General features: G+C 51.5%; 12 protein-coding genes and 1 pseudogene. 8 read left to right on the top strand and 5 right to left on the bottom strand.

Annotated elements, in window-relative coordinates; translation table 11 throughout:
- Window positions 1–429: 429 nt before the first annotated feature.
- The 3 genes from P0078_RS18795 to P0078_RS18785 all read right to left on the bottom strand — a co-directional run bounded on the left by P0078_RS18795 (window position 430) and on the right by P0078_RS18785 (window position 5,886).
- Window positions 430–2,124 carry an autotransporter family protein gene (locus P0078_RS18795; protein WP_282931431.1) on the bottom strand — a complete coding sequence of 565 codons (1,695 nt, stop codon included), beginning with the start codon at window positions 2,122–2,124 and terminating at the stop codon, window positions 430–432.
- Window positions 2,051–5,401, bottom strand: coding sequence for a beta strand repeat-containing protein (locus P0078_RS18790; RefSeq protein WP_282931430.1), 3,351 nt, complete (start codon window positions 5,399–5,401; stop codon window positions 2,051–2,053). The genes P0078_RS18795 and P0078_RS18790 overlap by 74 nt, the downstream gene beginning before the upstream one ends.
- A gap of 131 nt (window positions 5,402–5,532) precedes the next feature.
- Complete coding sequence (locus P0078_RS18785) at window positions 5,533–5,886, bottom strand: hypothetical protein (protein WP_282931429.1); 354 nt, start codon at window positions 5,884–5,886, stop codon at window positions 5,533–5,535.
- Window positions 5,887–7,230: 1,344 nt separating this feature from the next.
- Here P0078_RS18785 and P0078_RS24670 point away from each other — a divergent pair.
- Window positions 7,231–7,431, top strand: a complete 201-nt coding sequence (locus P0078_RS24670; RefSeq protein WP_353057015.1) for a transposase family protein — start codon at window positions 7,231–7,233, stop codon at window positions 7,429–7,431.
- A gap of 588 nt (window positions 7,432–8,019) precedes the next feature.
- Here P0078_RS24670 and csrA read toward each other — a convergent pair.
- Entirely contained in the window at window positions 8,020–8,199 is a 180-nt protein-coding gene (csrA, locus tag P0078_RS18780; RefSeq protein WP_282931428.1) for a carbon storage regulator CsrA, read from the bottom strand.
- A 712-nt stretch (window positions 8,200–8,911) separates the two neighbouring features.
- On the opposite strand from csrA, the gene P0078_RS18775 reads away from it, so the two are divergent.
- The 3 genes from P0078_RS18775 (at window position 8,912) to P0078_RS18765 (ending at window position 11,069) form a co-directional block, all read left to right on the top strand.
- Window positions 8,912–9,127, top strand: a complete 216-nt coding sequence (locus tag P0078_RS18775; protein ID WP_282931427.1) for a hypothetical protein — start codon at window positions 8,912–8,914, stop codon at window positions 9,125–9,127.
- Window positions 9,128–9,620: 493 nt separating this feature from the next.
- Window positions 9,621–10,676 (top strand): S1C family serine protease, encoded by a 1,056-nt coding sequence (locus P0078_RS18770; protein WP_282931426.1) that lies wholly within the window; start codon window positions 9,621–9,623, stop codon window positions 10,674–10,676.
- Between the two features lie 48 nt (window positions 10,677–10,724).
- Window positions 10,725–11,069 (top strand): Rieske (2Fe-2S) protein, encoded by a 345-nt coding sequence (locus P0078_RS18765; RefSeq protein ID WP_108734344.1) that lies wholly within the window; start codon window positions 10,725–10,727, stop codon window positions 11,067–11,069.
- An 18-nt stretch (window positions 11,070–11,087) separates the two neighbouring features.
- Here the strand turns inward: P0078_RS18765 and sfsA are convergent.
- Window positions 11,088–11,788, bottom strand: a pseudogene (sfsA, locus tag P0078_RS18760) (DNA/RNA nuclease SfsA).
- 258 nt (window positions 11,789–12,046) lie between these two features.
- On the opposite strand from sfsA, the gene dksA reads away from it, so the two are divergent.
- The 4 genes from dksA (at window position 12,047) to P0078_RS18740 (ending at window position 16,709) form a co-directional block, all read left to right on the top strand.
- Window positions 12,047–12,484: an RNA polymerase-binding protein DksA gene (gene dksA, locus P0078_RS18755; protein ID WP_108734345.1), complete on the top strand. Its 438-nt coding sequence runs from the start codon at window positions 12,047–12,049 to the stop codon at window positions 12,482–12,484.
- Between the two features lie 80 nt (window positions 12,485–12,564).
- A complete protein-coding gene (gene gluQRS / locus P0078_RS18750; protein ID WP_282931425.1) occupies window positions 12,565–13,437 on the top strand; it encodes a tRNA glutamyl-Q(34) synthetase GluQRS in 873 nt (290 codons plus the stop codon).
- Window positions 13,438–13,579: 142 nt separating this feature from the next.
- Window positions 13,580–13,756 (top strand): hypothetical protein, encoded by a 177-nt coding sequence (locus tag P0078_RS18745; protein ID WP_169337099.1) that lies wholly within the window; start codon window positions 13,580–13,582, stop codon window positions 13,754–13,756.
- Complete coding sequence (locus P0078_RS18740; RefSeq protein WP_282931424.1) at window positions 13,746–16,709, top strand: ATP-binding protein; 2,964 nt, start codon at window positions 13,746–13,748, stop codon at window positions 16,707–16,709. Before P0078_RS18745 ends, P0078_RS18740 begins: the two co-directional genes overlap by 11 nt.
- Window positions 16,710–16,727: the final 18 nt, after the last annotated feature.

The raw sequence follows: 16,727 nt of genomic DNA, 5'->3' as shown, positions 1-16,727 counted from the left end.
ACATATTCGCACATTAAATTTACCCCAATTAACACGTCTACTAAGCCAGAGATAACTGTATACAAAAATAATCATCTACTTGACCTGTAAGGTAATCCACCACAGCTCATAACAAGATGCAATCCGAAAAGGGCATCCGCTTGACCCAGCCCCTATAAAAAGTATGAAGGTGAATAGTGGAGATTTAATACACTTTCGTTAGCCAAACAGCTTTTCTTGCTCTCGCGGCCTATATGGATAGCGCAATCAGTACCTACATTAAACTTCGGCCACTTCTCGCAAAACTTTCAATACTCAATCACGCCATAATCACAAGCGGAATGACTGTGTCCCTAGCCAGGAAAGAAATTTTCCAGCACAGTGCTTGCCGACTGGTAACTCCTGCTACAAAGCCCCTTTTGACGTCGGGGCTTTGTGTGCATCGTATATTCAGAAGCGAAGATTGAACCTTGCATTTACGCCGTGGTTCTGGGCATCGGAGCTAATCTGGCTAGAATAATTCAACACCATTGAAGATCTCTCACTTAGGCTGGCTGCTAAACCGGCTTCTAGGAAAACCTGGTCCTGGGCAATCGGGACGCCCTCAATGGTGAAGCGGTCACCACCTGCCGCAAAGGCCTGGGTTAGGGCTGTGGTATCGTCAGAGGTGTGCTGCCATCCAATCTTGCCCTGTAAGGTCACACCGGTTTCCCCCACCATAAAACCGGAAGCAGCGCGCAGGCCGAGTGTTGTAAACAGCATATCATCGCTCTGGTCCTGGCTTGTCAGAACTGCGTGCCCTCCCCTTTCTGTAAAACCATCACTGGCCAGGTTGACCCAGGCAAAACCCGCAAATGGCTCCAGGGGTATACTCGATACATTGAGGTCAATGCCTGCTTCACCGAAGGCCTGGAAGGTGGTCACATCCTGCGAGGAGTCCAGGTTATCAATGAAAGTACCCGACCCCAGGGAGACAAACCGCTCACCATCCATTCGGTGCCAAGCTGCTGCGATACCAGCCCTGAGCTTCACTACCTCAAACCCGGTGCCGATGTAAGCGCCCAGGTTGTAATTGTCACTGTACATAGAGGCATGATGAGCGTCTCCATCCATATTAGAGGCACTATAACCACCCACCAGGCCTATGCGGGTATTCTCAAGCACCCGGACATCGGCACCAAGGAAGACACCTCCAATTGAGCGATCCAGGCCGGCTGCATTGCCATCTCCATCTACCCGCCCCCAGCTGCCAAATGCTCGACTCCATAGCGCGGGGCCACCGCGCTCTGCACCATTTGGGCCTGCGCCAGGATAGAGTAAATCGTCTGCGGCACGTTGATATAGGCGGTTGGAAATCGCAGTGCGAATAAAGTGACTGTCTTCGATAAGCTGGCTGCGAGCAGAGGCATTGATTTCACCAGACAGGCTTTCATAGGATGCCAGGGCTTCTGCCTCGGATGAGATACTCATCGCCATGGCATTGTATACCGGGTTTGACCAGTCCATGCTATCAAGGCTGGCGCCAACCGCTCTCTGGTTAACCGTGCTGCCGTCAATCTCAAAGGCGAGATCATTGCGGGTCAGGGTGAGCGAGATATCATTGCCATCTCCACCGGTGTAACTCAGGTGCGGCTCAAGGAAATACAGGTGATTGGTGTTGTCGATGCTCTCAAAAGAGCCAGCTATCGCACTGGTGCCCCAGTTATCGACAATAGTGAAGGGGCCTGTTGGCACCATGGCCCACTGGGTGGGGTCCAGGGGGGTCATAACCAGTGCCAGTGTAGTTCCACTGACATCAATATCACCCGCCACAACAAGCTGGTCGGCCCTGGCCAGGGAAGCATTGGCATGCCCTTCAACTTCAATCTGCAAAGTCGCATTCGTACCTGAATAGTCACCGAAAATAGTGGTTGTCCCGATGGAATTACCCGGCGTGATAGTGCCTCCTTCACTGGTTACACTGCCAAAAATTCGGCCGGCCCCACCAAGCACCCCGGCATCCTCAAGCAGGATGTCACCGGTCAACCGAACACCAGCTTCGGAAGTATTCCTGCCAACAATTAATGTGCTATTACGTACCGTTGTGCCCCCAGGGATATATTGGTCGGTATCCAGGGTTAGTGTCCCTGCACCGATGGTGGTCAACCCCCCCACGGCTCCATTCAATATCTCCGTGAATACCGATATTAAAACCATTGGTATCCAACAACATACCATTTGAGCCAACAGTAAATTCGGTGCCGGAAAATCCGGAGATGAATAAGGAGTTATTGGCGCCAGCCTGCAAGGTGGCACCATCAACGGTCACACTGATGGTTCCGCTGCCCGCCAGTAACCGGTTTGCTTTAAAAGTGGAATCTGGCCCGATAAGCATGGTTGCCGTAGAGGTAACTCCCTCACCAATTCTTACGGTGCCTTGTGTTTCGAATCTGGAATCTGTACCGCTAACAGTAATCTCACCAATACCAGCATCGCCAATAATAACCTCACCACCAACAGATACGGCCCCACCATCCCCAATGGTCAATGACCCTGAGCTGCTGTCATGCCTACCGAGAATCATCAGGCCATCCGTATCGAGCGTGGAACCAGCTCCGGTGACACTCGCTTCGCCCATGCCATCGTAGCCGATCAGCGCATTAACCTGGGCGGAGACAGCCCCGCCATCCTGGACCTTCAACACCCCTGAGCTGCCGGTTAGCTGGCCAAGGTGCAGGGAGCCATTCATATCCAGCTGGGCTCCGCCAGTAACCGTGGCCGAACCCATGCCAGCATAACCAATATAGGCCGTTTTCTGTGTGGAGACGCTTCCACTATCCTCGATAGTCAACGTGCCAACACCGGCGCCAGTATCGTCAGCCAGGTGGCCGAGTGATAAGAGATCCTCTATTACCAGTGAGGAGCCCATGCCGGTCACGGTGACTGATCCGCTGCCAATTTGCCCTATCACTGCAGTAGCACCTACGCCGACATCACTACCATCCTCAATATACAGTACCCCCGAACTACCGGCGAAATGACCCAGCGATAGATTGTTGGCAACAGAAAGGCTGACGCCGGAACCGGAAAGGATTGCTGAGCCAAGCCCATAAAGACCAATCGCAGCACCATCCTCTGAAGTAAGTGACCCGCCGTCGTTAATCAGCAGCTCACCCGAACCAGCGGCTTCATGGCCAAGGTATACAGTGCCATTTGTGTGAAGTGTGGAGCCCTCACCGGTAATTGTAACCGCTCCTTCCCCCTCAAAACCGATAAAGGGAAAGCGCCCTGTGGAAACGGTTCCACCATTTTCAATCAGCAGCGAGCCCGATCCACCTGAGGTATAACCAAGCGTCAGGGCCAGGGCCACATCAAGCCTGGAGCTCTCACCAGTAACCCTGGCTGATCCGGCACCAGAAGCACCAATAACGGTCTCCCATCCGGTCGAGACCGCTCCACCATTTGCGATATCCAGTGAGTAGTCACCTGCGGCATTCCCAATATTTAAGGTATGCCCCACATCCAACCTGGAGCCCTCGCCGGAGACTAAAGCATATCCTCTGCCGTTAACGCCAATATTGGTATCATAGGCTGCCTCTAATGTCCCAGCACTGGTAATCTCCAGATAACCTTTACCAGCGGGTTCATGGCCAATATACAGCGCATCCCCCACGTACATTAAAGAATCGTCACCGTTAACATGAACGGTTCCCTGCCCCTTCAAACCAATAAAGGTCTCACCATCAGTAGCGACCGTCCCCCCATCCGACACTGATAAAACGGCGACACTTGTATCGTCACCACCAATATACAAATTAGTGCCTACATCAAGGGTGGAGCCAGCACCACTCACTGTGCCAAGACCCTCACCCTTAACTCCGAAGGTAGCATCACCACCTACACGTACAGTCCCCTCATTATTGATCGTCAAACTTCCTTCACTACCGGAAAAAAGACCAAGGACCAAGTCTTCACCTATATCCAGGGAGACCCCCTCACCTGTAATCAAGGCATTCCCATTACCTTCGCGCCCAATCACTGCATCCTCAAGAACATCCGCTTCCCCACCGCTCTGAATGTTCAGGGTGCCTGTACTACCATTATGAAAACCCAGGTACAGCTGATTGCTCAAACCTAGTTTGGCGCTCCCACCAATATCAACAGCCCCCTCTCCACCCATGCCAATAAAGGCTGCGTTAGCAGAGGCATTGCCATCGCTTTCAAGAACTAGAGAGGCGAAACTATTAGCTTCATTGGCTATATATAAATTTTCACCCACTTCGAGCGATGAGCCCATACCGCTCATCACGATATGAGAGTTCAACAAGTTATTGCCACTGAAATATAGTGAATCTTGTATAGATACCTTCCCCCCATCCCGAGCATGTACACTAGGGCTGGAGTCCGCACTGCCAAGATATAAACTACCATCCAAGTTAAATGTAGAACCTAAATCCACCAAATCGATCGAAAAGCTACTAGCCTGCCCAAGGGTAGAATCGTCACCACCAGATAGTTCTGCACCTTCTCTAATACTAATAATTACATTATTACGATTACCATTGGCAAGAAACAAAGAGCCACCAGCCTCCAATTTACTATCCGTGCCAATGACTTCAATAACAGAAAGACCATCTTGAGGGTTAGTAATATCCGCACCAACAGATAACCCCCCACCGCTTTCAATACTCAGGGAAACGGGGTTGCCCCCGCTGAGAAGCTGTAAATTCTCTTGTATATGGAGCTGGGAGTTTTCTCCAGTTACCATAATCGTCTTTTGGCCCACTGAAGTACCACCAACAAGTGCATTTTGACCAATCGATACTGCTCCACCGTCCTCTAGCACCACTGAACCGTAACCGCTGGCGTCGTCTCCCAACACCAAATCCCCATGTATATCTAATAAGGAATCAGTGCCGCTAACAGTGGCTACTCCAACACCACCATCTTTACCAAGATACGCACTACCCAATATAAAAGCGGCTCCTCCCTCTTCTATTGTCAAATTCCCTGAGCCACCCGCGTGTCCAATATTCAGTTTATTTGCATAGATCCTGGAATTAGCACCTGATATGTTAGCGATACCATCTCCATTTTCAGAGTCAGAAAATGCTCCAAGTTTAAATATATCGGTAGTGACTGTCCCGCCATCTTCAACTGCCAGCGTGCCGTTGTACTTACTTCCAATTGCCAAATAATCACTCGCGTCAAAACTGGAATTCTCTCCGGTTACTTGAATAACGGCCTCATTTTCAGCTCCAATATAGGCAGACAGAGTTGAGACAGCCCCACCATCCTCAACAATCATTGAGGCAGAGCTGTCCTCACCAAAATCGCTTATATTCGTAATCCCTAAAAAGATCCCAGCATTAGCATGAAGTACAGAACCTTCACCGGTAATACTAATAACTTGAACGCCTCCCTCCCCCCATATTTCATCCAAGGAAAGACTCCCACCATCCTCAATCAATAACGTACCTGAGGAACCAGACAGATGGGAGAGGTATAAATTATTAGGCTGTGCAACACCCTGATCTACACCTTCAAAGTCGGAATCTGTGCCAGTGATTTTAATTACCCCATCGTAGATACTGGTTTCATAAAAGCTGACCTCTGCTCCGCTTTCAATCTGGAGCTTGTAACCGTTATCAACATTAACAATGTAAAAAGTTTGAGCCCCCCAGAGAAAGTAACATCACCTGCATTCACGTATAAATTACTAGCCACCACACCAGAATAAGGCATAGCAAATAGTAACGCAGCACTAAGTGTTGCAGCCCCAACCCTACTTCTTTGCTGCCTGCTATCGCCTGGACCTGTCTCTTGCCCCAATATCTCAGCGCTATTATTTACCGGGAGCTGTGCTTGAGAAGATAAAGAAAAGCCAATTGTTGAATCTGATTTTAATTCATGAATCCCGGATGACATAAACAAGCCCCTGCATAGGCTCCAAGCATTAAATCCACGCAATTGATCGCTTATATTTCTCCCTGCATAGGAATTACCCGAGAAAATACGCGACAAAGACTTGAGTTTAAACCTCTCCTCCACTGCCGGCTTTCTACCACCACTCACCAAGCGATTAGACTTCCGCTTCGTATACTCCTTATTGTTTATTTTTTTGTATCCCCACCAGGTAAAACTTTTTTAGACATTATCCACCCCAATTCAATCCCTACTTATTAGCCAGGAGTTATCAGATTCCGGAAAGCCATAAAACACGAATAGCTTATTTAAATTAATTAAGAAGACGAAAAAGTTAGCATACAGCATGTAAGAAAGTCATCAGATTAATAGCCGAAAGCCGCCCCATTCAACGCAATCCAGTAAAAATAAAACTTAAGTGTTAAACATAAAGTTGCACCCCATATTGTTTTTTTGACATCAAGGAAAACCCCATAACTTCCGGAAACCCGATTCACCCACCCCACAAAGATCACTATAAAATGCAGATATATTTTCACCACTTTTGCAAACCAATAAACGCTATCCGGTGGTTAACCTGTACAATTATTAGCATTAGCAAATGAAGCCCCTTGATAAGGTGCAGATATTCAAGACGCTCGCACTTTGAGCATTAATATGATCTATCGAATGCTGAATGGGCTCTATCACAAACGGCCTGCAAAAGCAGACCCTATAAATTTATTTTTTGTGCATTTCAATTTCCAGCTTGATTCGCAGGAATGCAAAGCTAAAAAAGATAGATGACTGACGCTGACTTCATTAGCAAACCAAAGCCATAGAAAGCACTATCAATTGCCTCCGGATAAACTGCACTACAGTACTTGATAGCTATTCCTTAAGCATGAACTTTAGCCTAACCTTGCGGGGAGACTATATTTTTTCCAGACGCAAGCTTTACCCATCCAACCAACATAAACCTGCACTCCAAAACAGGCGGATAAATAACTCAATCTCCTAACGGGAAAAAATATTCCCCAATAACTGCCTGGCAGCAGGAAACAGGAAATAGGAAATAGGAAACAGGAAACAGGAAACAGGAAACAGGAAACAGGAAACAGGAAACAGGAAACAGGAAACAGGAAACAGGAAACAGGAAACAGGAAACAGGAAACAGGAAACAGGAAACAGGAAACAGGAAACAAAAGCTAGGTGGCGTACACTTTTTAGTAAATATAGATTTATAAAACATTAAGCAAATAACAGATTTCCCGAGCGCCCACTTACCTGACAGCCAACCCCATACCAGGACTGCCGCACATAAATCGATACAAAATGAACCAAATAGATTTAGAATAGCTATCTTTTTTGATAAACAACGTATTTTTATACAAAACAGATAGCGTTAGCCTTTTATATCACTTTGATAACATAGAAGATTCTCGGACTGATCGGCACAAGCTGCACGCCCTACCCGATATTTCATTTATCATGTTTTGCGATATCATTTGTGGTGCAAAAACCTTTAGAGCTTTTTTAATTTCACAGAATAGAAGCAAGACCACCTAAAAACTCACACATCCAAATAACGAAACCCCCTCAAAAAACACATTTGGCCGGATTATTGTAGGCTTAGAACCCAAACAACATAAAACTTATAACAACTGGTTATTTCTTGAAGCCAAGAAGAACTGCAATGCATTAAATTTAGCGGAATTACATTGACTTCCGACATGTAAGCTTGAGAGGTTTCTTCACAATTCAGGATAAGTTGAACGCCGCTCATTAATTTAAGGTCTATTGGAATAGCATCCCGCGACGACAACCCCTTGAGTTTATACCCTCTTACCATACTCAAGCGCTTTATATTGAAAGTTATTGGCCTACGAACAATTATCAATACAAATATGTATAAAACTGAGGTTATAGATCAGCCATTTTTACTTTGTTTCGATGATCGCCAGCTGGTCTTATGCAAAGGGTGCCCGCCTTGCGGGCATTTGTAATTTTAATTACCAAAAGGGTAACGCTTATTTTCCTAGGAAAGCCGCTTGGTTATCATTTGCTTGTATCTGATACCGAGCAATACCGCCTCTGTGCGAATAACTACAGAAAAACAATTCGACACTGGCTTAAGAGAGTACAGCCATTGATGATCTATATTTTCTCCTCTTGTGCCCTTTTGATACGTATATAAATTTCTTCTCGATGGACAGGTAAGGATCTGGGAGCCTTTATCCCCACTCGTACTTGATTACCTTTAACATCCAATACTGCGATTGAGACATTTGCCCCAATTCTGAGGTTCTGGCCGATTCGACGGGTCAAAATCAACATAATTCTTTCCTGGTGATGCATAAGTCATAGTTGGGCTTTCCGTGCAGAGAAAGCTTGGGAGGTTAGTTTTGAGTGCGCACGGGGCGGGGCTCGAGAACAGTAGGCGAAAAAGTAGAAAAGACGGACACGACGCTGCCAGAACCTGGGAAAGTACCTCAAGTTACTGAATGTGCTCCACTTTATTGAAGGCAAGCGGGTTTCTAGCGTATCATCCATAGCAGCCATCTTGATAGTAGTGTATCAATTTGGTTAGCTGGCCCCAGGTGTTCGTAGCACCTTGGGCCAGCGACTTTTACTTACTTTTACGTCACGCTACCGTTCTCCGGTGAGGGAATAGATCATTTATAAATTCTTGCGCGTTTTGAGCAGGGTTTATTAGCTAACGAAAGCTAATTCAGTTGCATCCCAAAATACCAATAAATATCTCTTTACCTTACGCATTTTCAGTTTTGAAAACAATCTTAATAAAATCCAATAAGATTATTTTTACGCCTATCTTTTGGACTGTGATTTCAATTTCAAAATGGGTTGGGTGGTGCCTTAGGGGAGAATCGTTCCAGAGGTGATATGTACGATTGCCTTCGTTATTGGTCCAGAGGGTTATACATTGGTTTATGCAGAGCATAAATCAGTTAGGATTACATCAAACGATTTAGCATAGACCGATGACATCTTTAAGCTTTCTTATCTCGCCGTTATCAAGGATATTATTTTGAAGATAACGCAGGCCCAAACTGGAGGTTTTGAATATTTTTTGACAGCGAAGGATGACCTCGCCATCAGTTCAGCTCAGTGTTTTTTCTTTGTCGATATTAAGTACGGCATGGTAGTGGTTATTCCCTACTATATAGGCTGCAGTATCAATAGCGAAAGATTGAAACCAGATTATGCATCCCACTTGGCTTCAAGGGTTGCACTTACCCCTTGAAACCAAGACCTGGAAAAGAACGGTCAGCTGAAGGTAACATCTGCCGCTTCTTCTCCACTAAGCAATTAAGTGATGACAGAACGCTACCGACAGCTGACTGAAGAGCAACGATGCCAGATCTGGGGCTAACCCCTATTACGGCAAGCTAGCCACGGCCCGGAACCTAATACTGTTTTTTAATCACCAGGCCTGTGGCGAGACAACCTGACAGGCCGAAACAGGTTTTGTACTGTTCGACAAAACTAGCGCATATGTCATCATTAATCCCACCACAGAAATTTCATTGCTTCAGCAGCAGTCGGCGACGCTCAGCCAAAGTGAGTTCCGATCCATAGCCCCCAGCTTTAAATCTCGCCCGCAGCCCCCAATAAACAGCCAATACCGCATAACGATTGCAAACAAGATACACTTTTAAAACAGCAACAAACAAAAAGGAAGACGACAATTACAGACGTCTCTTCCAATCCGGATGTTCAAAGGGAGGATTGTATTAATGACTCTACTTAAAACTCTACGCGCCAGCTTAATCTCAGTCTTTTTGCTGCTTACGCCAGCAATATCTGCACAGGCGGAAACCTTTGCCACCGACGACGAGCGCAACACCATGCAAGTGTTCAATTTTGCCAGTCCGTCGGTGGTCTATGTCACCAATGAAACCCTGGTGCGGGATCGCAGGACCCTGCGCCTCCACTCAGTGCCCAAAGGCGCCGGCAGCGGATTTATCTGGGACACTCAGGGCCATATTGTCACCAATTTCCACGTCATTGAGGGTGCGCGGCAGATCACTATTACTTTGCAGGATCGCAGTGAGTGGCCGGCCGAGCTGGTGGGGTCTGCGCCGGAAAAAGATCTGGCAGTTCTGAAAATTAACGCTCCCAGGGAGTTGCTAAAACCGCTGGTTGTGGGCACCTCCAGCAATCTCGCGGTGGGCCGCAAAGTACTGGCTATCGGCAACCCGTTCGGCCTGGATACCACTCTCACCACCGGGGTGGTCAGCGCTCTGGGGCGGGAAATTGAAGCCGCCAACAACCGCACCATTCGCAATGTTATCCAAACAGATGCGGCTATTAATCCAGGTAACTCCGGCGGCCCGTTGCTGGATTCCCAGGCGCGTTTAATCGGGGTCAATACCGCAATTTACAGCCCCAGTGGCGCCAGTGTCGGTATTGGCTTTGCGATTCCAGTGGATACGGTCAAAAAAATTGTGCCGGAACTGATCAATCACGGCCGCCTGGTGCGCCCGATTATCGGTATCGAATCCGCCCCAGATCAGTGGAGTAGCCGCTACGGCTTTGAGGGGGTTGCCGTATTGCGTACCGCTCCCGGGCTCCCCGCAGAGAAAGCCGGCTTGCGCGGTATCCACCGCACCCGGGGTGGGGGCTGGGAATTGGGCGATGTGATTGTAGAAATAGAACAACAGCCGATCCGCAGCTACGACGATTTGCTCAATGCCCTGGAAAAGCACAGTGCCGGTGACGAAATCACTATCGGCATACTGCGTGACGGGACAATTCGTTACACGTCCATTAGACTCGCGGCACCCGAATAAGCAGGCGCTTGCGCCCTGAACAAGAATTAGGCCGGGAGCCGATAACCTATGCAGAAGTACTTCCTGTGTCGCTATGACGAATTAAGCGAAGGTCAATCCAAAGGGTTCTCCCTCGGAGACACTGCCGCCGGCACTGACAATGTGTTTGCTGTGATGAAAGATGGCGAGGTCTACGCCTACAAGAACACCTGCCCTCACCGGGGCATCAATCTGGACTGGCAGGAAGACCAGTTCCTCGATCCCGATGGCGCACTTATTCAGTGCGCCTCCCACGGCGCGCTATTCCTGATTGAATCTGGGGAGTGTATCGCCGGGCCCTGTACTGGTGATGCCCTTACGCCAGTACCGGTGGAATATGCACAGGACGGTCTCTACGCATTACTGGCCGACTGACAGCCCCCTGCCTTTCCCTCACGGGAGGAAAGGCAGGGCCTCCACCAGCTCGACACCTTCAGCACCGAGCTTCGCGCGGTATGCGAGCACTTGCACACCGGCATCGACAGCGGAATCCAGGGCCTCAGCATAAGCGGGATCAATTTCCCGCGCCGCCTGCACCGTCTCAATACCGCTGTGTTGGACGCAGTAAAAAAGTACCGCCCGCACACCGCTCTCAGCCAGCTTTTGCAGTTCGCGCAGGTGCTTGGCGCCCCGGGTACTTACCGCATCGGGGAAGTAACCCCGTGCCCCATCTGCCAGGGTCACATTTTTCACTTCCACGTAGCAGTCCCCATCAGCGCCGGACAACAACAGATCGATACGGCTGTTTTCCTCGCCGTAGCGCACTTCCCTGCGCAGGGATTCATAGCCCTGTAACTCGCTGACTACGCCAGACAGAATGGCCTCTTCAACCAGAGCATTGGCGCGGCCTGTGTTCACCCCTGCCAGGGCTCCATCCGGGGTCGTACAGATTTCCAGAGTGTGATGATACTTGCGCTTGGGGTTGCCAGAATCGGAGTACCAGCAGTCTCCCCCTCCACCCAACAATTCTTCATAGACCCCGTATTTGGGCAGTGGATGGTAAACACGTCGCCACTGGCAGATTCCACATCGGCGAGAAAGCGCTTGTATCGGCGCAAAAGTGTTGCCTTTTGCAACGGAGGGGTAAATTTCACGGGCTGGACCACTTGGCTGTAATTTCAGGCGCCACAAAATAGCAGACAACTATTTGTGGCGCGAATCGCGCAGATTTGATAGCTTCCTCGCTCTCGGTCGCCAGGGGTATCGGTACCGAGAACAGGATTAGCCTGACATCGCAGCGAATTTGATAGGTGAAAAAAGCATCACTTAGAAAGATTCCGGTCTAGGCTAGATTGAATTTGGTGGTATCGCCCCCATAAAGGGGGGCCCGTATAGAAAGAGAGGCAACGACTATGCCCAAAACTGCTGCGAGCACCGAATCTCTGCACGGCTTTGAGCCCTACAAGGAGACGCAGGGCGAAGAGTACATGAATGAGAAGCAGCAGGAGCATTTCCGCAACTTGCTGTTGGCCTGGAAGGCCGAGCTGATGGCGGAAGTGGACCGCACCGTTTCCCACATGAAAGACGAGGCCGCAAACTTCCCCGATCCCGCAGACCGCGCCAGCCAGGAAGAAGAATTTAGCCTGGAATTGCGCACCCGCGATCGCGAGCGCAAGCTGATCAAGAAGATCGATGCCACCCTGGAGCTTATCGACCAGGATGACTACGGTTTCTGCGAAGCCTGTGGTGTCGACATCGGCATTCGCCGCCTGGAAGCCCGTCCAACCGCCACTCTGTGCGTGGACTGCAAAACCCTCGCGGAAATCAAGGAACGGCAGATCTCCGGCTGATCCACAACCGATAGCGACACGGCGTTCGCTTGCGATCGCCCTGCTCGGAGGGGGCGATCAATGTATCGCCCCTATTCATTTTGAACAGCACAACTCCCTATATTGGTCGCTTCGCACCCTCCCCGAGTGGACCGCTCCACTTCGGCTCACTGGTGTGCGCCGTCGGCAGCTACCTCGACGCCCTCGCCCATGGCGGACACTGGCTCCTGCGCATGGAAGACCTCGACCCTCCCCGGGAAGAGCCCGGCGCGGCAACCCGCATTCTGAAATCCCTGGAAGCCCACGGACTGCACTGGCACGGCCCCGTCGAATGGCAGAGCAAACGCTACGCACTCTACGAGGAAACCCTGTCCACACTGCGCCAACGGCAACTGATTTACCCCTGCGACTGCTCACGCAGCCAGATTAAGAAAAATGGTGGGCATGCGAACGACTTCTGTCGCCTTAAATACGATGTGAGCGAACCCTCAGCGCTGCGATTACAATGCGCAGGCGGCAAGGAAGGCTTTGTGGATATTTGGCACGGAGAGCAGCGGCAGCTAATCCGCGAAGACACCATTCTCAAGCGCCGCGACGGCCTCTATGCCTACCAACTGGCAGTCGTTGTCGACGATATCGATCAACAGATCAACCAGGTGGTGCGCGGCTCAGACCTATTGGATACCACCGGTGCACAACAGCGCTTGTATAAAATCCTCGGCGCCACCCCGCCCCAGTTCGGCCATCTGCCGCTGGTGATGGGCCCTGACGACAGGCAAAAACTCAGCAAACAAAATCACGCGCCGGCTATCGACGACAACATGGCTTCCGATAACCTCTGTAAGGCTTTACAGTTCCTCGGCTTCAAACTGCCAAACACTGCCCTAACAGAATCCCCCGAGCATATTCTCAAGTGGGCTACCGCGCGCTGGCGCCGCCACCAGATAGATATGCGCAACCGCCAATTGCACTGATTCCAAGCTGCACTTACCATTTCCGCGCCAGCCGCCCTTAAGGGTCCGGCTGATAACCCGCGTTGACGATTACACAGGGATGACTTCTCACCGGTACAGTGCGCGGGCAACAAATTTCTCTAGCGGGTTTTCAAGGCGATCTATGAGTAACCGCACACTATTAATTCTGCTGGTGCTGGTGGGTTATGTATTCTCCCCCACCATCTTTACCTGGATGATCAATCCCGTCGGCGCCTGGTACCGGCCTTTTATCCTCTGGTTCGTGCTGATCCTACTGGCGATTTTTATCCAGTGGAGGCGCAAATCGAATGAGCTTTGATATTGCCCACATTGCCCTGGTGGGAGTGGCCTATATCGCCACCCTGTTTTTTGTCGCCTTCGCCACCTCCAAGGGCTGGCTGCCTTCCCGCTGGGTGCGCCATCCACTGGTTTATGTGCTCTCCCTGGGCGTATCATTATCGGCCTGGACCTTCTACGGTATCGTCGACCTGGCCTGGCAGTATGGTTACGGAGTGCTCGCCTACTATCTGGGCACCGGCGCCATGTTCCTGTTTGCGCCAGTAGCCCTGGAACCACTGGCGCGCCTGGCACAGCGCTACCAGCTGTACTCCCCGGCAGATCTTCTGGTGTTCCGCTATCACAGCCGCCAGGCGGGGACTCTCGCCACCCTGTTTATGCTGTTGGCGCTGCTCCCCCTGATCGCCCTGCAAATCCAGGCAGTATCTGAGACCCTGGCCCTTTTATCGCGGGATAGTGTGGCTGCCCTGGCACTGCCGGACAGCGGTGTATCGAGCAAAAACCTAATCGCATTTTTTTACTGCGTACTGCTAGCGGTATTCACCAGTATGTACGGCGCCACCCGCGAGCGTGGCGAGGGCCTGGCCAGTGCCATGGCCCTGGAGTCCCTGGTAAAACTGGTGGCGCTAACCGCGGTGGGCGGCTATGCCATTTACGGCGTCTTCGGTGGATTTTCCGGCCTGGATGAGTGGCTGCTGGAGAACCCCGATATGCACCAGCTGCTCTACACCCCCATCAAGCAGGGCTCATCCCACACCCTGCTACTGGTGTTTATCGCCACTGCCGTGGCTATGCCACATATTTTTTACCTGAGTATTGCCGAGCGCCCCACCGGACAGGCAATGCGCACCGCCAGCTGGGGCTTCCCCCTGTTCCTGCTGCTGATGGCCCTGCCTATCTTCCCCATCATGTGGGCGGGCTTTGCCCTGGATGTGGCCGGCCCGGTGCAGTACTTCTCCCTGGCGGTTCCCCGCGCCAGTGGCTCGGCACTGCTCACCACCCTGGCCTTTATCGGCGGCCTGTCGGCAGCCACTGGCGCACTGATTATGATCACCCTGGCCCTCGCCACCATGGTGATGAACCACTGGCTGCTGCCCGGCACCCGCTGGCACTCTGAGGACAATATGTACCGGCAGCTGGTGTGGTTGCGCCGCGCGCTGATCGCCGCTCTATTTATTGCCGGCTTTGCCTTTTACCTGTTACTCAACAACCGACTCTCCCTGTCGGACCTGGCCCTGCTGGCATTTATCGGATCACTCCAATTTCTGCCGGGGATTTTTGCTGTAATCCACTGGCCGCGAGGTAATCGACGCGGATTTGTCGGTGGCCTGCTGGCGGGCATGTTGCTTTGGGGGGGCGGCCTGTTAATTCCGTCAATTTTTGGGATTACCGGCATCACCCTGCCCGGCACCTCCCTCCAAATTCCCCTGGGAATGTCTATCTGGACACAGATCACCACCCTGTCACTGGGGGTCAATGTCCTGTTATTTGTCAGTCTGTCTCTATTCACCCGCACCAGCAGCCTGGAGCAGTACGCCGCTGACCTGTGTAGCGACGACACCATCGCCCAGGCTCTACGCCTGGGACTGGATGTGGAATCCGCCGCAGATTTTCGCCTGCGCTTGGCTGAAAGCCTCGGGGCCGCTACGGCGAATAAAGAAGTTAAACGCGCCCTCGCCGCCCTCAATCTGCCGGACAACGAGCGCCGCCCCTACGCCCTGCGCCAACTGCGCAACAAGCTGGAGTCCAATCTTTCCGGCCTGCTGGGGCGGGTTCTGGCGGTGCAAATTATCGATCGGCACTTCCCGTTTCAGAACAGCGATCAGCCGGCGAACAAGGATATTCACCTGATCGAGACCCGATTGGGCCGTTATAAGCACCAGCTCACCGGCCTGGCCGCAGAACTCAATAACCTGCGCCTGTATCACCGTCAAATGCTGGAAGAGCTACCGATGGCCGCTTGCTCCCTGGGGCGCGACGGAGAAGTCCTGCTGTGGAACTACGCCATGCAGGACCTCACCGGTATCAGTGCCAGCGAGGTAATCGGCTCGAAATTGGAATACTTGGCAGAACCCTGGCGCAGCCTGCTGGGGGAATTTGCCCTATCCACCGATGCCAGCCGCTTTAAGCAACAGGTGAGCCTCGACGGCAATAGCCACTGGCTCAACCTGCACAAGGCGCGGCAAAAACGCAGCCGCAGCGACCGCTCCCGCGACGAGCGCGGCGATGCACAAATGTTGTTGCTGGAGGACATTACCGAAACACAGGTCTTGGAACAGGAACTTATCCACAGCGAGCGCCTGGCCTCTGTGGGTCGCCTGGCCGCCGGCGTAGCCCACGAAGTGGGTAACCCGGTAACGGGAATCGCCTGCCTGGCGCAAAACCTCCAGTACGACTGTGACAATCCGGAAGTCCTGGAAACCGCCGACCAGATCTTGAGCCAGACCCAGCGCATCAGCCGTATCGTCCACTCCCTGGTCAACTTCTCTCACAGCGGCAACCAGGAAGACAGCGAGCGGGCCCCAGTGGACCTCTATGCCTGTGTACAGGAGGCGGTCAACCTGCTGTCCCTGCAACGGGATAAGACCGAGGTCCAGTTTGAGAACCGGGTACCCGAAGACTTGATCGCCCCGGGAGACAACCAGCGCCTGATCCAGGTGTTTATCAACCTGCTCAGCAATGCCCGCGATGCCAGCCCCGATGGCGGCCAGATTGTAATCGAGGGCTATCGCAAGAGCGGCAGCGCCTGTGTCTCTGTCACCGACAGCGGACCGGGAATTTCAGCTCAGCATCGTGAACGGATTCTGGAGCCCTTCTTCACAACGAAAGAGCCCGGCGAAGGTACGGGGCTGGGGCTGGCAATGGTTTACAGCATTGTCGAGGAGCACGGCGGCCAGCTGGAATTGGTCAGTCCCGCAAATCCGGAAACCGGGACTGGCGCCCGCTTTATTGTGCAACTCCCCCTTGGAGACTGAGATGGCTGGACACCCAAA

It is taken from the genome of Microbulbifer sp. VAAF005, assembly GCF_030012985.1.
Classification (GTDB): domain Bacteria; phylum Pseudomonadota; class Gammaproteobacteria; order Pseudomonadales; family Cellvibrionaceae; genus Microbulbifer.
Note: the sequence above shows the minus strand (reverse complement) of the source record. Positions and strands in the feature narration are given on the sequence as shown.

What these genes read in the sequence shown, in the direction of transcription:
- csrA (WP_282931428.1), bottom strand. Translation starts at nt 8,199, where the DNA reads ATGTTGATTTTGACCCGTCGAATCGGCCAGAACCTCAGAATTGGGGCA.
- P0078_RS18785 (WP_282931429.1), bottom strand. Translation starts at nt 5,886, where the DNA reads ATGTCATCCGGGATTCATGAATTAAAATCAGATTCAACAATTGGCTTT.
- P0078_RS18740 (WP_282931424.1), top strand. Translation starts at nt 13,746, where the DNA reads ATGAGCTTTGATATTGCCCACATTGCCCTGGTGGGAGTGGCCTATATC.
- P0078_RS18745 (WP_169337099.1), top strand. Translation starts at nt 13,580, where the DNA reads ATGAGTAACCGCACACTATTAATTCTGCTGGTGCTGGTGGGTTATGTA.
- P0078_RS18765 (WP_108734344.1), top strand. Translation starts at nt 10,725, where the DNA reads ATGCAGAAGTACTTCCTGTGTCGCTATGACGAATTAAGCGAAGGTCAA.
- P0078_RS18770 (WP_282931426.1), top strand. Translation starts at nt 9,621, where the DNA reads ATGACTCTACTTAAAACTCTACGCGCCAGCTTAATCTCAGTCTTTTTG.
- dksA (WP_108734345.1), top strand. Translation starts at nt 12,047, where the DNA reads ATGCCCAAAACTGCTGCGAGCACCGAATCTCTGCACGGCTTTGAGCCC.